Annotated in this window: 21 protein-coding genes and 1 riboswitch; of the genes, 9 read left to right on the top strand and 12 right to left on the bottom strand. The window is 35.4% G+C overall.

Annotation, left to right across the window (positions count from 1 at the left end):
* Nucleotides 1-2: 2 nt before the first annotated feature.
* Complete coding sequence (gene ahpC, locus KO509_RS03395) at nt 3-566, bottom strand: alkyl hydroperoxide reductase subunit C (protein WP_201294546.1); 564 nt, start codon at nt 564-566, stop codon at nt 3-5.
* A gap of 283 nt (nt 567-849) precedes the next feature.
* On the opposite strand from ahpC, the gene KO509_RS03400 reads away from it, so the two are divergent.
* Nucleotides 850-2283 (top strand): catalase, encoded by a 1434-nt coding sequence (locus tag KO509_RS03400; RefSeq protein WP_289847517.1) that lies wholly within the window; start codon nt 850-852, stop codon nt 2281-2283.
* A 148-nt stretch (nt 2284-2431) separates the two neighbouring features.
* Entirely contained in the window at nt 2432-3346 is a 915-nt protein-coding gene (locus KO509_RS03405) for a hydrogen peroxide-inducible genes activator (protein ID WP_215971875.1), read from the top strand.
* A 275-nt stretch (nt 3347-3621) separates the two neighbouring features.
* On the opposite strand, the gene KO509_RS03410 is transcribed toward KO509_RS03405, so the two are convergent.
* Nucleotides 3622-4356: a hypothetical protein gene (locus tag KO509_RS03410; protein ID WP_215971876.1), complete on the bottom strand. Its 735-nt coding sequence runs from the start codon at nt 4354-4356 to the stop codon at nt 3622-3624.
* A gap of 181 nt (nt 4357-4537) precedes the next feature.
* Nucleotides 4538-5395 carry an acyl-CoA thioesterase II gene (tesB, locus tag KO509_RS03415; RefSeq protein ID WP_215971877.1) on the bottom strand — a complete coding sequence of 286 codons (858 nt, stop codon included), beginning with the start codon at nt 5393-5395 and terminating at the stop codon, nt 4538-4540.
* Between the two features lie 183 nt (nt 5396-5578).
* Here tesB and KO509_RS03420 point away from each other — a divergent pair, with 183 nt between their 5' ends.
* The gene (locus KO509_RS03420; RefSeq protein ID WP_215971878.1) at nt 5579-5848 is read left to right on the top strand and encodes a hypothetical protein; all 270 of its coding nucleotides are present in this window, start codon (nt 5579-5581) and stop codon (nt 5846-5848) included.
* 49 nt (nt 5849-5897) lie between these two features.
* Here the strand turns inward: KO509_RS03420 and KO509_RS03425 are convergent, their stop codons facing one another.
* From KO509_RS03425 to KO509_RS03435, 3 genes are all read right to left on the bottom strand, one after another.
* Complete coding sequence (locus KO509_RS03425; RefSeq protein ID WP_215971879.1) at nt 5898-7379, bottom strand: hypothetical protein; 1482 nt, start codon at nt 7377-7379, stop codon at nt 5898-5900.
* A complete protein-coding gene (locus KO509_RS03430; protein ID WP_215971880.1) occupies nt 7370-7756 on the bottom strand; it encodes a hypothetical protein in 387 nt (128 codons plus the stop codon). Before KO509_RS03430 ends, KO509_RS03425 begins: the two co-directional genes overlap by 10 nt.
* A gap of 142 nt (nt 7757-7898) precedes the next feature.
* A riboswitch (cyclic di-GMP riboswitch) is annotated at nt 7899-7981 on the top strand.
* A 97-nt stretch (nt 7982-8078) separates the two neighbouring features.
* Nucleotides 8079-9848 (bottom strand): DUF885 domain-containing protein, encoded by a 1770-nt coding sequence (locus KO509_RS03435; protein ID WP_215971881.1) that lies wholly within the window; start codon nt 9846-9848, stop codon nt 8079-8081.
* A gap of 227 nt (nt 9849-10075) precedes the next feature.
* Here KO509_RS03435 and KO509_RS03440 point away from each other — a divergent pair, with 227 nt between their 5' ends.
* Nucleotides 10076-11038, top strand: a complete 963-nt coding sequence (locus tag KO509_RS03440) for a GGDEF domain-containing protein (protein WP_215971882.1) — start codon at nt 10076-10078, stop codon at nt 11036-11038.
* Nucleotides 11039-11045: 7 nt separating this feature from the next.
* Here the strand turns inward: KO509_RS03440 and KO509_RS03445 are convergent, their stop codons facing one another.
* Both KO509_RS03445 and KO509_RS03450 read right to left on the bottom strand, forming a co-directional pair.
* On the bottom strand, nt 11046-11507 hold the full coding sequence (locus tag KO509_RS03445; protein ID WP_215971883.1) for a DUF523 domain-containing protein: 462 nt from the start codon (nt 11505-11507) through the stop codon (nt 11046-11048).
* The gene (locus tag KO509_RS03450) at nt 11500-11805 is read right to left on the bottom strand and encodes a DUF3630 family protein (RefSeq protein WP_215971884.1); all 306 of its coding nucleotides are present in this window, start codon (nt 11803-11805) and stop codon (nt 11500-11502) included. The genes KO509_RS03445 and KO509_RS03450 overlap by 8 nt, the downstream gene beginning before the upstream one ends.
* A gap of 196 nt (nt 11806-12001) precedes the next feature.
* On the opposite strand from KO509_RS03450, the gene KO509_RS03455 reads away from it, so the two are divergent.
* The gene (locus KO509_RS03455) at nt 12002-12301 is read left to right on the top strand and encodes a cytochrome c (protein WP_215971885.1); all 300 of its coding nucleotides are present in this window, start codon (nt 12002-12004) and stop codon (nt 12299-12301) included.
* A gap of 151 nt (nt 12302-12452) precedes the next feature.
* On the opposite strand, the gene recQ is transcribed toward KO509_RS03455, so the two are convergent.
* Entirely contained in the window at nt 12453-14261 is a 1809-nt protein-coding gene (gene recQ / locus KO509_RS03460) for a DNA helicase RecQ (protein ID WP_215971905.1), read from the bottom strand.
* A gap of 166 nt (nt 14262-14427) precedes the next feature.
* On the opposite strand from recQ, the gene KO509_RS03465 reads away from it, so the two are divergent.
* The 4 genes from KO509_RS03465 to KO509_RS03480 all read left to right on the top strand — a co-directional run bounded on the left by KO509_RS03465 (nt 14428) and on the right by KO509_RS03480 (nt 19044).
* A complete protein-coding gene (locus KO509_RS03465) occupies nt 14428-14883 on the top strand; it encodes a thioesterase family protein (protein WP_215971886.1) in 456 nt (151 codons plus the stop codon).
* A 110-nt stretch (nt 14884-14993) separates the two neighbouring features.
* Nucleotides 14994-15908 (top strand): EamA family transporter RarD, encoded by a 915-nt coding sequence (gene rarD, locus KO509_RS03470; RefSeq protein WP_215971887.1) that lies wholly within the window; start codon nt 14994-14996, stop codon nt 15906-15908.
* Nucleotides 15909-16090: 182 nt separating this feature from the next.
* Nucleotides 16091-16765 (top strand): single-stranded DNA-binding protein, encoded by a 675-nt coding sequence (locus KO509_RS03475; protein ID WP_215971888.1) that lies wholly within the window; start codon nt 16091-16093, stop codon nt 16763-16765.
* 122 nt (nt 16766-16887) lie between these two features.
* On the top strand, nt 16888-19044 hold the full coding sequence (locus tag KO509_RS03480; RefSeq protein WP_215971889.1) for an SHOCT domain-containing protein: 2157 nt from the start codon (nt 16888-16890) through the stop codon (nt 19042-19044).
* Nucleotides 19045-19153: 109 nt separating this feature from the next.
* On the opposite strand, the gene KO509_RS03485 is transcribed toward KO509_RS03480, so the two are convergent.
* The 3 genes from KO509_RS03485 to ccoG form a co-directional block, all read right to left on the bottom strand.
* Nucleotides 19154-19801 (bottom strand): thiol:disulfide interchange protein DsbA/DsbL, encoded by a 648-nt coding sequence (locus tag KO509_RS03485; RefSeq protein WP_215971890.1) that lies wholly within the window; start codon nt 19799-19801, stop codon nt 19154-19156.
* A gap of 86 nt (nt 19802-19887) precedes the next feature.
* Nucleotides 19888-20865, bottom strand: coding sequence for a serine/threonine protein kinase (locus KO509_RS03490; RefSeq protein WP_215971891.1), 978 nt, complete (start codon nt 20863-20865; stop codon nt 19888-19890).
* A 40-nt stretch (nt 20866-20905) separates the two neighbouring features.
* The coding region (ccoG, locus tag KO509_RS03495) for a cytochrome c oxidase accessory protein CcoG (protein ID WP_215971892.1) at nt 20906-21826 on the bottom strand (921 nt) is incomplete at its 5' end.

The following is a 21826-nucleotide window of genomic DNA, read 5'->3' on the forward strand; positions in this document are numbered from 1 at the left end:
GTTTAGATTTTACCTACTAAATCTAGGCTTGGTGTTAAGGTTGCTTCGCCTTGCTCCCAAGCTGCTGGACATACTTCACCATCGTTTTCGCGTACATATTGTGCTGCTTTAACATTACGTACCATGTCTTTAGCGCTACGACCAATACCACCTGCATGAATGTGTGCTACTTGAATAATGCCATCAGGGTCAGCTAAGAAAGTACCACGATGTGCCATATGGTCTTCTTCAATCATCACGTCAAAACCACGAGTAATGTTACCTGTTTGGTCGCCTAGCATTGGGAATTGAATTTTGCCAATTGCGTCAGACGAGTCGTGCCAAGCTTTATGAGAGAAATGTGTGTCAGTTGATACAGCGTATACTTCAACACCTAATTTTTGTAACTCTTCATATTGGTTTGCCATGTCTTCTAATTCAGTAGGACATACAAACGTAAAGTCTGCTGGGTAAAATAAGAAGATAGACCATTTACCTTTGACGCTGTCAGTTGTTACTTCAACAAACTCGCCGTTGTGAAATGCTTGTGCTGTAAATTCTGGGATTGCTTTGCCTATTTGAGCCATGATGTATTCCTCTTTATGTATTTAAATGTTTATTTAATTGTCGTATTAATTATTTAATAAAACGTTAATGAAAGTTTTGCTTCTGAAAGCCTGTCTGCTTTCGATGTATGTATAGTAGATTTAATCTTATGATTGGTAAATTTGATTAAATTGATTTTTATATTCTAAAAAACAGAATATAAATTGATGGCTCTTTTACTAAAATAGACTAGGTTTATATAGGTAATAAAATTTAATCGATAAATAAGACATTCAGTCAATAATAACGAATAGGAATAAAATGATGACGAGTAAGAAACTAACAACAGCCGCTGGTTGCCCTGTGGCGCATAACCAAAATGTAATGACTGCCGGGCCAAAAGGGCCACAACTTTTGCAAGATGTGTGGTTTTTAGAAAAGCTAGCACATTTCGACCGTGAAGTTATCCCAGAAAGACGTATGCATGCTAAAGGTTCTGCAGCATTTGGTAAATTTACGGTAACGAATGATATTACTAAATATACGCGCGCAAAAATATTTTCTGAAATTGGGAAGGAAACTGAACTATTTACTCGTTTTAGTACCGTTGCTGGCGAACGTGGTGCAGCTGACGCAGAGCGAGATATTCGTGGCTTTGCTGTTAAGTTTTATACCGAAGAAGGTAACTGGGATTTAGTTGGTAATAATACACCGGTATTCTTTTTGCGTGATCCGTTAAAGTTCCCTGATTTGAACCATGCCGTTAAACGTGATCCTAAAACCAATATGCGTAGTGCCACTAATAACTGGGATTTTTGGACATCGTTACCTGAAGCGTTACATCAAGTCACTATTGTGATGAGTGATCGCGGTCTACCTGCAAGTTACCGACATATGCATGGTTTTGGTAGTCATACGTTCAGCTTTATTAATGCAGACAATGAACGATTTTGGGTGAAATTTCATTTAGAAACTCAACAAGGCATTAAAAATTTAACAGATGCAGAAGCTGAAGTACTTGTAGGTCAAGATAGAGAAAGCCATCAAAAAGACTTATTTGAATCGATAGAAAAGCATGACTTTCCTAAGTGGACAATGAAAGTTCAAATTATGCCAGAAGCCGATGCAGCAACAGTACCATATAATCCTTTTGATTTAACAAAGGTTTGGCCTCATAAAGATTATCCTTTAATTGAAGTAGGGGTAATGGAGTTGAATCGTAATCCTGAAAACTATTTTGCTGATGTTGAACAGGCAGCCTTTAATCCTGGCAATATTGTTCCGGGTATCAGCTTCTCTCCAGATAAAATGCTACAAGGGCGATTATTCTCATATGGTGATGCACAACGTTATCGTTTAGGTGTTAACCATAACCATATTCCGGTTAATGCCGCGCGTTGTCCTGTACATAGTTATCATAGAGATGGGCAAATGCGTACCGATGGTAATCACGGCGCTACAGTTGGTTACGAGCCGAATAACCAGGGTGAGTGGGCAGAACAGCCTGATTTTTCAGAGCCACCTTTAGCAATTGATGGCGCTGCAGCTCATTGGGATCATAGAGAAGATGAAGATTACTTCTCACAAGCAGGTGACTTATTCCGTTTAATGAGTCCTGAGCAACAACAAGCTTTATTTAGTAACACGGCTGCTTCGATGGCTGATGTACCAGATGAAATAAAATTACGTCATATTAAGCACTGCAGTGCAGCCGATGTAGATTATGGTAATGGTATTAAAACAGCGTTAGGCTTATAAGTATTAGCTTGCTGCTAAGGCTTATTTAATCGTAACTACCCCCTGTTATTTCAGGGGTAGTTACTATTTCACTTATATTAACGTGACAATATATTGAATTATTAATTAGAATGTCGTTGACGTTCAATAAAACTGATTATAGAGACGAATGATTTCATTAAAACAATTACATTATGCATTAGCGGTTGAAAAAACATTACATTTTAAAAAAGCGGCCGAAGCTTGCAATGTGTCACAGTCAGCATTAAGTACCGCAATTAATGAACTTGAAAAGCAATTAGGGGTGACTATTTTTGAACGCAATAACAAGCAAGTGTTGGTGACAAATAAAGGTCAGCTAATTTTAGTGAAAGCTAAGCAAGTTAAGCTGGAAGTGGATGAACTTTTACAAATTGCCAACGCGAACCTTCAGCCATTCTCTAATGGGATGACTATTGGTGTAATTCCAACTATTGGGCCTTATCTATTACCTAAAGTGTTGCCTGATTTACGTAAACAATATCCAGACTTTAAATTAAAAATCATCGAAGAACAGTCGCATGTGTTAGTTGATATGGTTCGAAGCGGTGATATCGACGCTGCTATTCTAGCCTTACCTTATGCTATTGATGGCTTGATGCAGTTTGAATTTTGGCAAGAAGATTTCTATTGGGTGAGCCATAAAGATGAATGCCCGAGTCAAATGAAAGAAATTACCAGTGAACAATTAAGTGCTGAAAAATTAATGTTGTTAAAGGAAGGGCATTGCTTAAAAGATCATGCCTTGGCCGCCTGTAGTTTACAAAATAACAAACAAGAATCAGATTTCGACTCAGCGAGTTTGCATACCCTTATTCAAATGGTTGCGGGTAAGCTTGGAACAACACTCGTGCCACAGATGGCGCTTGATCAGTTAATTTATAGTGAATCTGAACTACGTGCTATTCATCTAAATGAGCCTGGTCCACACCGTAAAATATCATTAATCATTCGACCTAACTATGTAAGAACAGATGAAATAACGCTACTAAAAGATATTTTTAAGGCGCAGTTAACAAAGAAGGTCTCGGCTAAGGATAGTTGACTTCAAGGATAATAATCGAATAAATAGAACATAGTCCTCTATTTATTCGTATTTACTAAATCAAAGTGTTTGGTCATTATAGTTACCACACAAACAAGAGGTAACTATTATGAAAAATATTATTCACAATTTAAAAGCTATATTAAGCACTAATACTGGTAAAACTGCACGAGTCGACTGTAATTATTCAAATAATTATTATGGAGATCAAGTGTGTCAATGTAAGTGATTTGACTATGCATAACGGCCAGAGCTATTTACGTTATTAGCCTAATTTAATAAGCGTATTTAGCGTCGGCTTTGCTTGCTAACTGGCTGCGAAGTTCATCTTGATATGAAAATGTATCGAAGCCATTATTAAATGCTTTTGCCGTTGGCCCGTATGAACTATCTAAAAGTGCTTTTACATCAACAATGTCTTTAAAGTTTTCTTGGGTAACATCATATTTTCCCCAATATTTTCCTTTTCCATCATATCCACGGTCATACTCTTGACCTTTTATTAGAATGTCAGGTAACTCTTTCGCTAACGCTACTATAGTTTCGTTAGCATTTAATTTGCCCTCAAGATAGCTTTTTTCATCTTCAGTAATATTACCTGAAACAACTAATTTATCATTATTATCAATAGAAAATCCCCAATTTTTTTGCGCTAACGCTGGAGATGATAATTCTAAATCATGCATAAAACTTTCGTATTCAGGCCTTATTTGAGCAAGCTTCATTGGTAATTCGCCAAAAGTTATTGTATTCGTCATTTTATCTATAAGTGCAGATTCAGATTTATGTGCTGAGATACTTAGAGGCTTATCGTAAGTGTTTTGGTCCGAGGGGATATGCTCACTGTCATGATAAATATCACGAGCAAGTGTTTGTTGTTTATTAATATCTGTAATTAACTCGCTATCAGACAGTTCACCTACTATAGTCGGCTCTACTTTAGTCGCTTCTACATTATTTTTAAGTTGTTTTGTTACCGTATCGGTTAAAATATCGTGAGTTATTTTCATAGTTAATTCCATTAATAATGAATAGTAGTTTAATGTATTTATCGGTAAAATTAATATATAAATTATTTAGCACAACTGCTTGTATTGTAAGCGTTATTTGTTGTGATTTTGGTATTAACTACTTATCCTGATAATGTTTAACTAGGTGAAGCTTGAATCTATTAGATTTTGTTTAACTCAATTATCTTTGTCTGATAACGCCTTCTTGCATAGTTGAAGCGACAAGCTCGCCTTTACGGTTATATATTTGTCCACGCACTAAACCGCGTCCGTTGCTAGCTGAAGGGCTATCGATACAATATAACAACCAATCATCAAAACGGAACGGACGATGAAACCACATAGCATGGTCGACGGTAGCTATTTGGAAGTTAGGGCTAAAATGACTCGCACCGTGCGGCATTAAAGAGGCGGGTAAAAATTGAAAATCTGAAGCATAAGCAAGCATGCAGCTATGATGGCGTAAATCATCAGGGAGAGTACCATTGGTTTTTAACCAGGTTTGACATGTAGAATCAGTTTTTTCAGGTTTAAGCCAATTATATTGTTGCACTGGGCGTATTTCTATCGGCATTTCTGCTAGTAACTTGTCACGCATTGGCTGCGGAAAGGCATCTTTATGCTTGATAATAAAATCACTATAAGATGCCAAACCATCAGGTCCTGGAACTGTTGGCATAGTATCTTGATGGTCAAAACCTTGTTCAAATTTTTGAAAAGAAGCTGTCATGTAAAAGATAGCTTTACCATTTTGGATCGCTTTTACTCGACGAGTGCTAAAACTATTCCCGTTACGAATATCTTCTACTTCATAAACAACAGGTTTTGAAGCGTCACCGGCAAGTAAGAAATAAGAGTGGAGTGAATGTATGAAACGATCTTCATCAATAGTTGCTTGGGCAGCTGATAGTGCTTGTCCCATTACTTGACCACCAAATAAGGCTCTAAAGCCTAAATCTTGGCTTTGACCTCGGTATATTCCTTTCTCAATGACTTCTAATTTTAGTAAAGCTAATAATTCATTTAAAACAGAACTCATGTCTTAATACCCAATATGTTTATAGTTTGTTGAGTTTATTCGGTATTATCACCGTAAACTCAGTCTAATGATGCTTTTTAACTATAATAACAGTTTCTTCTCTTGTATAAGTATTGATCTATAAAAAAAATTAAGATATTTTTTATATTAGTAATGCTGTTTAATTCTGATATTGAGACTTATATGCGCGTTGTAGAACAAAGAGAGATTTTATTAGAGCGGCGAGTACTCAATGGTGTGCCAGAAAGTACTTTATGGGAGCAGCTTTCACTCGCTCAAAAATTTTCGGCAAGTAGTTTAACCCAGTTTGGATATGAGCTAGCTTATATTCGTTGTCGAAAAAATGGAAATGTTGCGATAATGCTTTGCAATGATAGTGCTGCAACAATTTCAGCTGAAGGTGAGATTGATTCGTCACCCAATATAATGGTTAGAAGCGAGCAATATAATTAACGCTATTATAATTTCTATTTTATATACGTTAAGGGTATTAAGTTTGCGTTTAAAGCATTTTTGTTGGATCACTTAGTTGCGAGAGAAATACATAAGGATCAATGTCTTGAAAATTTGGGCTGTCGAAAGAGTAGACTATTGTAACGGAAAAATCGCCTAAATTAGCAAAGAAGCGTAATTTTAACGCTGACACTATTTTTTCGATCACTATTCTTACTTCGTCTTTATTTTGGTGAGGGAAAATTAATAGGTATTCCCCTTCTTGAATTAATCCCGCATTTTCAAATTCATTAATATGTTTAATGATAACGCTCGCTATTTCATTGTTCACTTCAGTTACTATTTTTTTATTAAATCGACGTGTTAGCTCTTGCCAATTACTAATAGCAATATAACCTAAAGTTAGCGGGTAGGCATACTTCCTCGCCATATTGAAACTTTTTTGGTAGATATGCTTTGTGTGTCTCGGTTTTGTAATTTTCTCGTTTGATTTCTCTATAGTTTCATCATCTTTTATTCTATGTATTGAGCGGTTTTTTAACCACAAAGATAGTATGAGGCAAAGCAATAATAAAATTGTACTGGATAATGCAAAAATAAGCATATGTTGTTGAATATAATTAAAAAGAGAAGGAGGCGATAGTTCACTTTCATCCGAGAGGTCTTCTGCTTGTTGTTGTATTTTTTTATTAGCAGTATCATTTTCTTGTTCATTATCATTGTAGGTTATTTGTTGATTCAATAGGTGATGATTTTCCGGTATAACTTGCTTTTTTAAGGCTTTACTATATCTTTCTTGCCAATAATAAGCTTTTTCCATATCTTGGTTATTATGATAAAAATCAGCTAGCAGTGAATATAAAATATTGAAACCATCGGTTAGTTCAATATTTATTAACATTTGCTCTGCGGCTAGTAATAAGTCGCTGGTGGTTTGTTTTTTACCTGTTAAGTTATTAAGTATTACTAATGAAGTGATTGTTTCTAAATAAGGCTTAGGCAAGTTATATTTATAAAATAGCTTTTTGGCTTTAAGCGTTTCAACTTTGGATTTAGCATAATACTTTTGTTGCAATAAGGTTAAACCTAACCCTTGACTAGCATAAGCTTCATAAACATTTGCTGACTTTTTCTTGGCATGCTTTTCTGCTTCCCAATAGGCATTATAAGCATCGTTAAATTGATTTAAGCGATAATAAGCATTCCCTAAATGATAATAAGTTTGTTCGATATTCTCTAAGTTATTTAAGCTAAAACGCAGCTTTAGAATATTTAGGTATATTGTGAGTGCTTTATGGGAGTCTCCTAAATGAAAGTTTGCATTAGCCAAAGTCGTTAATAGTGTTATATTTTTCGAAAGACTTGGATTTTTTTCGAAGATATATTCAACTTTTCCTAGATCCGCTAGCGCTTTTTCAAATTTATTTGATAAGGAAAAAGCAGCGCTGCGATAACTTAAGGCAAGTAATAAGCATTTAATATCTTTTGTTTGTTGTGATAAATATACCGCGTGCTTAGACTCTATAAGCAATTGTTTATAATTTTTTTATCTAAAAGAATACTGGCTAACTTTATTTGTAAAAGCAGTGTTATTTTGCTGTCTTTAGTGCTTGCTATGCCATCTCGGGCGAACTGATAAGCGCTTTCTAGATCACCTTCATTACTGGCTACATTGGCAAGTAATAAATAAGTTTTAGCAATGGTTACTTTGGGGTACTGTTTTCTATTGAGTATGATTTCATTACTTAACTTTATAACTTCATTGTAATTGAGTTTTTCAGCATCTTGTTGGAAAAGCAGCGCTACTTGGCTAATCATTTGCTCTTTGGCTGACAATGTATTATCAGCAGATAACGCATTGAAATTCAGCGTTAATAGAAAAAATAATGGTATAAGTGCTTTTAACATAACTTTTATTTTAATTATTAACATGAATAAAAACACTGTGTTAGCAAAAAAGTAGTTGTTATTTTAACGTGATTAGTCCTGCTTTGTCTGTTTTTTGTTTACAAACAACAAACAGTGCTTATAATGAAATTGAGCTTCTAAAGCTCGACAAAGGCAAATCTAGCGAAAGCTAGAGACGCAAAGTAACCGGTCTAATGGGAAACCTATGACAGCGGGACTGCCAAATTTAGATGTAGTGGGGGCTCTTCTATTTTACACAGCCTACTGTTATTTCTCGGTTTACTTTGCGTGGCTTCTTTGTTGACCATCCTGCAAGCTATTTTTAGCTATTTTTTTGCTCGATTATATACCTATCAATAACTTTTTCTAACATGCTTAATGGCATAGAGCCATTTTTCAAAATTTGATCATGAAAATCACGTAGATCAAATTTTTCTCCTAAAATTTGTTCTGCACTATGACGTAAACGTTTTATTGTTAATTCACCAATTTTGTAAGATAAGGCCTGTCCAGGCCATGAGATATAGCGATCTATTTCAGTTTGCACATTATGTAATGAGAGGGCGGTGTTATTTGCAAGGTAATCTATCGCCTGTTGTCTAGTCCAACCTTTAGTATGTATACCGGTATCAACCACAAGACGACAAGCTCGCCACATTTCGTAGGTTAAGCGTCCAAAATCTTGATAAGGGGTTTCATATATTCCCGCTTCTATGCCAAGGAACTCTGAATATAAGCCCCATCCTTCACCAAAAGCAGAGATATAGGTGCGATTTCTAAACTGTGGAACATTTTGCATTTCTTTGGCAATAGAGCCTTGTAGATGGTGCCCAGGCACAGCTTCATGTAAGGTTAACGCTGGTAAAGCATATAATGGGCGTCGATCTAATCGATAAGTATTTACCCAGTAATTACCAGCTTGATCATCGCGAGAGGGACCAGAATAGCGGCCGGTAGTGTACTTTGGTGCAATATTTTTAGGGACTTCAATTACGCCATAAGGCGTTCTTGGTAACCTTGTAAATAGTGAGGGCAATTTTGCATCCATTTTTTTGGCAATGTACGAAGCCTCTTTTAATAAGTCTCGCGGGGTCTTAGCGTAGAATTGTTCATCGGTGCGTAAAAAGTCAATAAAAGCTTTAAAGTCTCCATTAAAACCAATCCTTGTTATTATGCCATCCATCTCAGTTCGTATACGTTTAACTTCAGCTAAACCTTTTTGATGAACCTGCTCTGCAGTTATTGCTAGTGTGGTGTAGTGTTCAACACGGTTTTGATAATAATTTTTACCATTTGGCAATGAAGTCGCGGCAATGTTATCTCTAGCATTGGGTTGATATCGATTGACCATAAAGTCATAGTATTGCTGATAAGCAGGCATTACTTGTTCAATTAGAATTTCTTTAGCTTCGTTTTGAATGCTATGTTGAATGGCAGGTGCAACAAATACTGACATCTTTTTAAAAGGTGTATAATAGCTGCTGTCGGTAACATCTTCTTTTATAAATGCTAAAATAGATTGCTCAAAGCCTTTTAAGACAACTTTAGGTTGAGTAATTTTTTCATCTATCCCCAAATTCATCCAGAAAATTTGTTGCTCAAAGTAGTGTGGAATAGCACGCAACTTTGATAAATAATCTTGATAGTCTTGCTCGCTTTTAAGGTTAACTTGTTGGCTAATATTAGCAATCCACACATGAAACCCAGACTCGGCTGTAAGTGGCATATAATGTTCTTTATTAATGTAACTATCGAGTTTGTTTTTCAGCGTGTAAGATAAAACAGCATGGTTAATCTGATTGTCTAAACTAAGTTCATTTACATCAATACTCATTAAGTTATTGTATATATTTTGACGCTTTATATTTTCTTGCGCTAAAAATTCGGGTGACAAGTTTGGTAACCTTGCGTTATTTCTATCTGCCGGAGGTTTGTTAAAAGGGCTATTTTTTTGGTAAAACTGTTGATACGTTTGTATTAGCTGCAGTAATTGTTGATCGCTAGTCGTGATTTCTACTTCATTTTGAACTGGTGTTGTTTGGCTACAGCTTAGTAATAAAAGTACAAAAAGTAAGGTTAAGAGATTTCTCATTATGATCAACTTAATTAAAAAACACAGTGTAATGTCTTAGCATTGTAACTGAAATTAATAATAAATTTAGTAGATATTTTATCGTAAATACTACAGAATCAGTTTTACCTTAATTGAATAACATTTTGTTTAATGAGCAATTTGTTCGGTTAGTGGGTATAACAAATGCGCTAGGCTTAAATGATTAGTTTCATAGAGGTAAACCGTTGAAATATCAAGATTCTATAATGCAAGCAAATAAAACTATGTCGCAGGCAGTTACTCAACTGAACCAGTGGGATTTACCTGTGAACCCTATCAATTATGCTGTTAGTTACGAGTATTGCAAAAACAATAACCCGCTATTGATTGCTAATATTAAACACTTGCGTTTATCTGGCAAAGTGCTAGATAATTTTTTTATGGAACAACTTTATAAAGATTACTTTCTTGAGCAAAGTAAGTTTCGTAATGAAATTGTTTCAGATTTATCACATCTCTTTAGTCAAATTAACTCAAGTTATGAGCAATCTATCTCTGGCTCGCAAAGTTTTATCGACCAACTCGATGATTGTATTCCAGCTTTAATGTCGAATAATAAAAATGGTGTGAGGTTAGCAATTGCTAAACTTCACCAAGCATCAATGGCTTTTAAAAGCCAACAACAAAGATTAGTAGAACAAGTAGAAATATCTAAATTAAAAACACAAGAGTTAGAAGCTGAGCTTGAGGAAGTACGTAAAGAAATATATCTAGATCCTGTGACTGGTTTATATAATACAAAAGCTATGGTCGAGCATGTTGATACTTGGTTAAGTGAAGATGGCAATAAAAGTATTGCCGCTATTGTAATCAGTGTTGATCATTTTAAAATATTTAATGAGCGATTTGGTCCTTTAATTGGCGATGTTATTTTATCAAAAATGGCGAAAAAAATAGCTAGCTATGTTGATGTTAGTGGTTTACCTGTTCGCTCTGCCAGTGACGAGTTTATTGTGCTAATGCCTGATATTGACGCTGGTATCGCCAGTGAAATAGCGGAAAAAATAAAGCAAGGTGTTGATAAATTACGTTTTGTCAGTGTGCAGTCGGGCATTAGGTTACCAAAAATGAGCATTTCATGTGGTATTAGTGAAATGAGACATCAGGAATCTTTAAATCATTTTATTAGTAGAAGTCGTAAAAGTATCCTTCCTCAATTTAATTGCTAGATAACTGTTATTTATCTAATAACACAGACAAATCTTGCAGATTATTTTCAGAGAAAACCTGAATACCTTCCTGAGTTAGTATTTTAGTCGTTACGCCTTGACCAGGTACTTTTTGATTTGAAAATGAACCGTCATAAATAAGTGTACTGCCACAAGACGGGCTTGATTCTTTCATAATGGCAAATCGAATCTTGTGCTTACGGCATAATGTTAATGCTTGTTTTGCACCAAAATTAAAGGCTTCAGTAACATCAATTCCCGAAACTGTAATGACTTTATCGCTATCGGGTTGTTGCTCTGCTGGCTCTCTAGGGACCGGTAAGCCGCCAGAAACTTCAGGACATATGGCAATCAGACGGTTTTGTTTGTGCCATAAGGTTAGCAGTGGATGCTTTAATTGTATTGTTTCACTATTATAGCGAACCTTATCACCTAAAAAGCAACGGCTAATTAATATATGGTCAAACATGATTTGTGAGCACACCATATAAAGGTTGAATTTGTGTAGTACTTATTTCATCTTGGGCGCTAAACCAGCAAGATTGGCTATAATAATCAAAATTTAGCATAAGTTCAGCATTTGCCCATAAAAACCGAATATCCTCCCTATCTGCGCCTATGGTAGTTTCTTTTATAGAATGATTTGGTATTTTATTTAATAATAATTGACTAAGCGCAAGAATATCTTCTTGAAACCAAGTATTTTCAAATAGAACACTTATTTGATCATCAATCAAGTCAATTGATTGTATTTTAATCGGTAGCATTGAGTTCTCATTTAGTGAAATAAATTTAATTCATTTAGGTTGTTGGGTTTGATTAACGTATCATAATACCGTGTATATATACGTCAATTCGTTATATTGATTATATGATTAAACCAAAAAAACAACGACAGAATCACTTATTTTATTTATACTAAATTCAGAATATAAATTTAATATTTAAAGAGAGAGTATTACTATGAAAAAACTTATCCTCGCGCTTTCTACGACTGTATTGATGGCATCTCCTGTTTTTGCTGGTGATGCGGCTGCTGGTAAAGGTAAATCAATGGTGTGCGCGGCATGTCATGGTGCTGAAGGTGTTTCGGCTATTCCTATTTATCCTAACCTTGCTGGACAAAAAGAAGCTTATCTTGCAAAACAGCTAACAGATTTTAAATCGGGCAAACGTGATGAGCCTACCATGAAAGGTATGGCTGCTGCGTTAAGTGATGAAGATATAGCTGATTTAGCAGCTTATTATGCTAGCTTGAAGTAGAATATATTTATTAGTTTCTACTGTCCTTAGTTTATAAAAAAGCGCTTTTGAGCGCTTTTTTATCTTAAAATATGTAACTATAAAATATAACGATAGAGACTGTTCAAGCTTAATTAAAGCGAGTTGAAGTTATTTTTAATGGGCGAGCAGCTTAGGTGTTTTCTTTGATTAGCTCAATAAAGGCTTTACCGTATCGTGATAATTTGACATCACCAATACCACTAATGGTTAGCATTTGAGTAGCGTTTATTGGTTTAACTCTGGCTAACTCCGACAATGTAGCATCATTAAATACAATAAAAGGTGCAATATTTTCACTGTCGGCAATACTTTTTCTAAGTTCACGCAACTTACGGAATAAAGCTTTATCATAAGACTGAGTTTGATTTTTACTTTGCCAGTAACTGGCTTTTTGTAAACGTGGGCTCGCAAGCATTAATGGCTCTGTTGCTTTCAGTACGCTTCTTGATGCTTCTGTTAAGCAAAGGGCTGATTGTTGCTCTATATCTTGTTGTAGATAACCTAAGTGAATTAACTGGCCAATAATTGCAAACCAATAGCCAGGTGACTTACTACTACCAATACCAAATGTTGATACTTTATCGTGCTCTTGGTGTAATACTTTACTCTTCTTTTCACCGCGTAGCACATCCACCACATGGTTGATATCACCTTGCTGTTTGATACGAAAAACACAAGATAATACTTTTTGAGAGGCTTCGGTTGCATCGAATTGGCTAGGTGGGTCTAAGCAAATATCACAATTACCACAGCCTTGTTGTGTGTATTCTGCAAAATAGTTTAATACCACTTGTCTACGGCAGGTTTGTGCTTCAATAAAGGCATTCATTGCTCCAAAACGTTGCATTTCAACATTAACGCGTTGAGAATTATCACCTTCACTAATACGTTTTTTAATACGACTAATATCTTTATCAGCTACTAAAAATAATGCTTCTGCTGGCAAACCATCGCGACCTGCTCGGCCTATTTCTTGATAGTATGATTCTAATGTACGTGGGGGTTCAAAATGAATAACATAGCGCACATTCGGTTTATTAATCCCTAAACCAAAAGCAACGGTCGCAATGACTATTTGAATGTTGTCTTTAGTAAAGCCTTCTTGCACAAGTGCTCTAATGTCACTTTCTAATCCCGCATGATATGCCGCGCAATTAATGCCACAAGCAGCTAAATATTTTGATAGCTTCTCTACTTGCCAACGGCTATTACAATAAATAATACCAGAATCATCACCTTGCTTTTTTACATAACCTAATACTTGTTTTTCACCGTCATATTTTGGTGCTAACGTGAAGCGAATATTAGGCCTATCAAAACTGTCTAAGTGAATGTATGGGTTATTTAATGATAGCTGGGTGAGTATATCTTTACGTGTAGTAACATCTGCCGTAGCAGTTAATGCCATGACAGGTACATAAGGAAAGTGTTGTTTTAATGCGTGTAATTGCGTGTAAGCTGGGCGAAAATCATGGCCCCATTGAGAAATACAATGTGCTTCATCTATAGCAAACATACTCAGTGGTAATTCACTTAACCCTTGTAAAAAATAGCGACTAGTTAATCGTTCAGGCGCAACATAAAGTAGTTTGATTTTACCTTGTGATAGTTTTGAAAAAATATCATTAATTGTACTTTGATCTAAGGATGAATTAATAAAAGCTGCGGAAATTCCTTGATGTGTGAGGTTATCTACTTGGTCTTTCATTAATGATATTAATGGAGATACTACAATGGTCACACCGGGAAGTAACACAGCAGGTAGTTGGTAGCATAACGATTTACCACCACCAGTAGGCATCAAAACTAAAGAGTCTCGCCCTTGCATAAGGTTGTTGATTATTTCTGCTTGGCCTGAGCGAAAGCTGTCGTAACCAAAATAGTGCTTTAAGGTATCAAGCAATAATTTTTGTTGATCAGATTCAGCGGCAGCAGGCAGGGTAACAGTATTCAACAGATAGTCTTTAATGATTTATAGTAATGCTTATTTTACCTGAGAGAAGGGGGCGTGACATCATTATTTTCCAATTTTGTAAAAATGATGCTAATCTAATTCAAACAAGTCAGACCAGCATGTGTTTGAATGAACGCTAAGGTGTATTTGAATGAATCAAGAAGAAATGTATCAACAAGTGACTACTTTTTGGAATGGTAATATGCCATTTAATCAATTATTAGGTCTGGAAATTACCCGTTTTAATGCACAAAAATCTGAAGTACGCTTCCCTTGGAGTGATAAACTGATTGGTAATCCAATACAAAAAATCCTTCATGGCGGTGTAACGGCGTCTGCACTTGATCTTGCCGGAGGAGCCGTTGTGGTTGCTAATATCATCGAACAACTTCCTGAAATTACCCCTATTACTATTGAGCAAAGTTTAAAAAAAATTAGTACAATAGATTTACGTACAGATTATTTACGACCAGGGCGAGGTGAAGAGTTTATTGTAACTGCACATATTATACGAAGCGGCAGTAAAGTTGCTGTAGCGCGTATGGAAATGCACAATGAACTTGGCGAACATATAGCGTTTGGTACAGGTACTTATATTGTTGGCTAGTACCACAAAAAATATAAATGTTAGGAATGTAAATATAATTACCTAACACTGAAATCTTCGATGTTGTGCTATGATACTGTTCTAGCTAGTTATTATCATAAAAGAACTCTATGGCACTTTCACAACAAAAATCATCAACAGGCAGTGGCGTCACTAATGCACTAGCAGCTTATTTTATGTGGGGGCTTGCACCAATATATTTTAAGTTGCTAATTGATATTGGGGCGGGCGAAATTTTAATGCACCGTGTTGTTTGGTCAAGTGTCTTTTTATTGTTATTAGTATTACTAAGCAAAAAACGGTTAGTACTAATGCAACTATGTAAACAGCCTAAAGTTATAGCCAAACTGAGTTTATCAGCAGCGGTATTAGCGGTTAACTGGTTGATATTTATATGGGCTATCAATAACAATCATTTACTTGATGCCAGCCTAGGTTATTTCATTAACCCATTATTTAATGTTGCTCTAGGTATGATCTTTTTTAATGAGCGTTTACGACGTAATCAGAAAATTGCCGTCGTTCTGGCTGGATTTGGAGTGTTTGTACAGCTTTTTACAGTTGGTTCACTTCCTTTGGTTTCTTTAGTGTTGGCAAGTACTTTTGCCATTTATGGGGTACTCAGAAAAAAAATGCACGTTGATTCTTTTGTCGGCTTGCTTATTGAGTCTTTATTGATGTTGCCTATTGCGATACTTTATTGGCTCTATTTTATTGACAGCTCAACAGCCGATTTAACCTCAAATAGCGCCTCATTAAACTTTACCCTAATAATGGCGGGTATTGTTACGACTGCGCCTTTATTGTGCTTTACCGCTGCAGCGAAACGCTTAACATTATCAAGTTTGGGATTTTTTCAATATATAGGTCCAAGTATTATGTTTTTACTTGCTACTTTTTATTATAAAGAATCAATGCAATTAGCAGAGTTTGCGACGTTTATTTTTATTTGGCTAGCTTTAGCGCTTTATAGTATTGATGCTTACCGCACCATGAAAAAAACTCAAATACCTAATACTCAATAGTATGGGTAACGCCTGGTTATTATTGTACAGTGAAGTTTGTGGTTGATTTGATTAATATAATTGTTATTATTTTGGTATTCTGTTGAAATATGATTATCAACTTTTATTATTTGTAGGGCAGCGTAACGTACAAAATTATTGAAAATAACACTTCCCCGAAAAGGCTATAAGAGCTATTTGTTATGCATAAAATAAAATCACCTACAGTAAACCAACAGTTATGTGCTGTTACCCTACTAGGCAATTTAGTTGCCGATCCTGATATTCGTTATCGAGCGAACCCTGTCTCTGCAATCACTGAAATTACGCTTGCTACAAGCTCAAAATGGTTAGATAAAAAAACAAATCAATTTAAAGAATGGACTAGTTACCATAGCGTTAGAGTTGAAGGTGACTTGGTTGAGCAAACTTTATTAACGGCTAAAAAGGGTGACATTCTTTTAGTTCACGGCTACTTAAGCCATATAAAGCCCAGTGGCGATACAAAAAATACTGCTTTATCTATTGTTCATGCAAATTTTATCCAAAAGTTTAATAAAGGCTATACTCAAACAATTAATCAAATTTTATGTAGTGCTCAACTTAGCTCTACTCCTAAATTGATAACTACACAAAATAATAAAAACCTAGCGCAAGTGACTATAATAATAAATCAACAGGATTATTCTGTGGATAAGCAATGCTGGTTAAGTCATCAGGTCGTCCTAGAGTTACATGTGTGGGGTAAACAAGCACAGTATTTGGTTGATAATGCTAAAGTTAATGATAGTGTTATGGTAGAAGGTAAATTGAGTTATTTAGCGACGGCGGATAAAAAACAATTTATAGAAGCTAAAACAGTCCATTTACTGTCTTAATTTATGTTGCCTGAATTCGTATTATTTTAACTAATACTCGCTCTACCTACATACTAGCAAGCCGCTTATATTATAGGATTTAAGCAGAAAACCCTTACAATATTAAAATAAAGTGAACAATTATGCATAGTATTTATGATTTCTGTAATTTAATTTGGCATAGGGTGTATGTCGCTATATTGATTATCAATTTAAGCTTGTTATCGGTTCATGCCTATGCGACGACCAATAATTATCAATTCAAAGCGGTAATGCAATTAGAGTCTAACCCAAATGAAGCAGTTCAATGGGCACAGTTAACAGCACACCCAACTAACACAAATCAATATTTTATCATTAGTAAAACAGGGCAAATGTTCTTTGTTGATGAGATGGCTGAATTACGCCAAGTATTAAGTTTACAAGATAATAATGCCAATGCTTCATCAATTAAGTTAACAGCTATGGCCTTGCACCCTAATTTTGCTTTGCGAGATCAATTAGGTTACGGCACCTTTTATACTGCTCATATTGAACCGTTAGATAAAAACATAGCAACTAAACGCATACAAGAGCGTGATAACAGTTTAGCGCTTACCTTTGATGCCGTAATTACAGAATGGCAATTTCACTCTAGCAAATATCAACAAGTAAATGTGAAGACTAAGCGAGAAGTGTTACGAATAGCAGTGCCAGATGAAAGCCTAATGATTAAACAAATGACATTTAATCCTTATGCTAAATCATGGAATGATGGCTTTGGTTTACTTTATATTGCGTTAAATGGTCAGTCTAAATGGCAAAAACCGCTTTATTCAGGGGCTATTTTACGTATAAACCCAGCAAAGTTTGGTTTACGAAGCTTTACTGTACCAAGGAACAACCCTTATCTAGCAGAAAATGAAATTGCAGACGAAATTTATATATTCAATGGGCAAGATATAAAGCACTTTACTTGGCCTGATAAAGGGAGGGAGGATATGCTACTTTCCCAGCTGCATAACAATAAGTCGGTATTATCTTTAATTAGTATTAATCATAATTTACGAGAAAATAATGTCACAAAAATTGTTTATCAGGGAGATAATATAGTTGAAGGTGTAATGATATATAGGGGAGCAGAGCTACCTTCATTACGTAATAATGTATTAATACTAACGAGAGAGAAAAATAAAAACTGGCTGATAGAATCTTTAAAGTTAGCATCACCTGTTAACAAAAGTGACAAGGGAGAAAATAAAGCAAAACAAACATGGCAATTTTCTGCTGAACAATTACCGTACGATAGTGATATTGCGGTGATTAATAATAGAGATGGTGAAGTACTGATTATAGATAAAACCTTAGGCAGTATCTTTCAAGTATTTAAAGCTATGGTTCAACCAAAGCTACCTCTAGAGCAGGAGGTTGTTTCGATAGCAGCTGAAAGCGAAGCAAGTTATCACTTATATATTCTATTATTAATACTATTGATTATTATCGGAAGTAGTTTTTACTGGTTTAAGCGTAATAATATATCAGCAAAAGCAATAGTTAGAAAACAATTTGCGCAGTTAGAGTTAAGTGAATCGAAACAGCAAATAGGCTTGTATCATCGACATCAAAAGACAGTAGATACTATTATTAATATAAATGATATCAATAATTTGGAAATAAAATTAAATGGCGAGACAATTACCCGTGTTAGTCGAGAAAATGATAGTGGTTTTAATGATGCTAAAGAGCAAAATTTGCGTATTGCATTGAATAAAGAAAAAACAGATAAAATGGTGGATGACAAAATCAGGCAAATCAATTTGTTATTTACGGATACTCAGGGGAAAAACTATACTGTTTGTTTATATATGCGCAAAGGTAGCGCTCGGGTTACCAAAAAGACATATTCAGCTGTTATTGAAGATTTAATTGATTGGTGTTGGTTAATTGCATTATCACTGAATCCTGACGATACAGGTATACGAAAGCAAAAATCGCCTGTATCGACCAAACAAATAAAGAGTACTGTTGAAAAAAAATCTCATCTCGCTTCATTACATGAGCAAGCAGCATCAAATCGCTTATCTACTTATCAAACGAGATCTGTACCAGAAGTGCCTACGGATAATGTAGAGAGCACATATAAGCCTTCAGTGTTAGATAACGACAAGAGAGCCACTGATACCCCCCAACAAGACAGGGTTGTAGATAGCGTATTAGTGAACGCACTAGAGAAGCTAGTAGAGTTAAGAAAACAAGGTTTTTTAACGCAAGAAGAGTTTACTGAAGCGAAGAAAAATGTATTGGGTAGTTTATCTGATTAGTATCAATGATATAGGCTGCTGTGACTAATACTTAGTTTGGCGTTTTTTAGTTCTAGCAAAAGAAGAATAACGAGTAACATTATGATAACTCGTTATTCTTTTTATTATATTACTTAATTGTTAGTAGATAATTAATTAAGTTTTTATAATCTTCTTTTGGGTTACTTTTATCTAAAGCACCTGAATTAACACGGTATTTACCATTTACTATTACCGTTGGTACGCCAGTTAATGCGCGTTTTTGTGACATTACATCTTGGTGTTTTTTCATGGCTTTAGCATGAGCGTTTACGCTAAAGCTTTTTGATAACTTATCAAATTGTTCACCGTCAGCACCGTTTAAAACAAAAATATTACGCAGATCTTTTTCAGTTGTAATAGTAGCGCGTTGAACATGGATGTAGTTAAATATCGCGCCAATATACTTGTCACTATTTTCTAACTGCTCTGCAATCGCAATACTTTTTGTGATCATTTGTTGAATTGTTGGTGATACACCACCAAGAAAATCAACGTGATTACGTTCAAATTTTACATTATCAGGTAACTGTTCTTTAATGTCATGCATAATGGGTTCAAACTGAAAACAGTGACCACAATAAACAGAAAAGTATTCGCGCACTTCTACATTAGTTGAAGCCGTTTCGCTTACTTTAGTGTATTGATCTCCTTCAGTATATTTTGCAGCGTTAGCCGTTATTGATAAGGCTAAAAGTGGCATTAATAACACCATAAATAAGCGATGGATTTTTTTCATTACTGTATTCCTAATTTATTATAGTTAATCTAGCTTAAATCAACGGGGATCTCTTGTCGATAAGCTTTGAATTCTAATAAGTTGTATCAAGTGGGTGATAAACTTAATGCTGGCTGTTGTAGCGCCCACATCTGTTCTTTAAGCATGAGTATTTGCTGTTCCCAATACTTTTCTGTATTAAACCAAGGAAAATTTCTTGGGAAAGCGGGATCTTGCCAACGTTTACATAACCATGCCATATAATTAACTACACGCATAGTTCTTAATGATTCTATCAAAGTAAGTTGTGAAGATTCAAATGAAAAGAACTCTTCATAGCCCATTAGTAGGGTATCAATTTGTAACAATTGTTGTTGACGGTCTCCCGAAAGCATCATCCATAAGTCTTGAATCGCAGGCCCCATACGGCAGTCATCTAAATCTACAAAATGAGGCCCTTCATCACGCCATAAAATATTGCCCGCATGACAATCTCCATGTAAGCGTATTTGCTGCTTTACTTGATATTGGCTGGCAGCCATATCAATTACTTGTTCTAATATGGTGAAGAAAGGCTTAAGTAAGCCTTGTGGCACAAAGCCGCTTTGCTTAATAATATCACTGGCTTGATAAAGCATCTCATCAGTATTAAAGCTCGGCCTATATTCAAAAGGTTTTTGTGCGGCTACGGCATGAATACGCCCAACAAAGCGTCCCATCCATTCTAATTGGTCTAAGTTATCAACTTCAAATATTCGGCCACCGCGGCAGGGGAATACGGCAAAATGGTAACCCTGATGTTCAAATAAGCTTGTGCCATTTTTTTTAAGTGGCGCAACGATGGGAAGTTCTTGCTCATCAAGTTCAAAAGAGAAGGTATGCTCTTCTTGAATTTGAGCTAATTCCCAACGCTGCGGTCGATAAAACTTAGTAACATACTTAGTTAAATTTTCATCATGAAATTGATAAACACGATTTTCATAACTGTTAAGTGCCAATAAACCGCTGTCTACGCTAAAACCTGCACTCTCCAAACCATCGATGATAGTGTCAGGAGAAAGCGATTTAAAATCAAATTGTGCCATGAGTACTCATTTATTTATATTATTACCTAAGCGGGCTTCTTTAGCGTTTGTTAAAAAAGCGGCTTTCACTTTCAACTTTTACATCATCTTCAGGTGAAATCTGCTCAACAGTAAAGGTAATGTCAGTCATAAAGCCTTCTAATTCATAAGGATCTACTGAGATGCTTATTGGTAATGTATATACAGTGGCTGCTTCAACAAAAACTTCTTGTTTACCATGCCATTGGGTATTTTCAATACCGTTTACAGACAGTCTATAGGTATTGTCCGTTTGTGACATATTAAGGATCTTTAACGTGTATACGTTTTCTATTTCACCATTAAAATTCTCTTTCGCTAGCTCTGTTCTATCTCTAATTATGTCGAGTGATAATGGTACGCGATTAACTATTTCTAGTACTAACATGGTACTCATTATAACTAGAACAATGGCATAACCAATTAATTTTCCTCGTAAAAAATGAACTTTTTTACCCTTGAGTTCATGCTCTGTTGTATATCGTATAAGGCCTTTTTCATAGTTCATTTTCGCCATCACGCTGTCGCATGCATCAACACATGCTCCACAGTTTATACATTCATATTGTAAGCCGTTACGTATATCTATGCCGGTAGGACAAACTTCGACACATAAGTTACAATCAATACAATCACCTAGGCCTGCTTCTTTAGGATCTTGCTTTCTTGATCTTGCACCACGATTTTCACCTCTCGCTTTATCATAAGAAACGGTTAATGTATCTTTGTCGAACATCGCAGATTGAAAGCGTGCATAAGGACACATATGTAAACACATTGTTTCGCGCATCCAACCAGCGTTACCGTAGGTCGCAAAAGTAAAAAAGGCTAACACTATTGCCATCGTTACTGTGGTATTTAGTGTAAATATATTAACAACTAACTCATTCATTGGCGAAAAATAACCAGCAAATGTTGTTGCTGTAAATAATGAAAATAATAA

The organism is Colwellia sp. C2M11 (genome assembly GCF_018860915.1).
In the GTDB taxonomy this organism is placed as follows: Bacteria; Pseudomonadota; Gammaproteobacteria; order Enterobacterales; family Alteromonadaceae; genus Colwellia.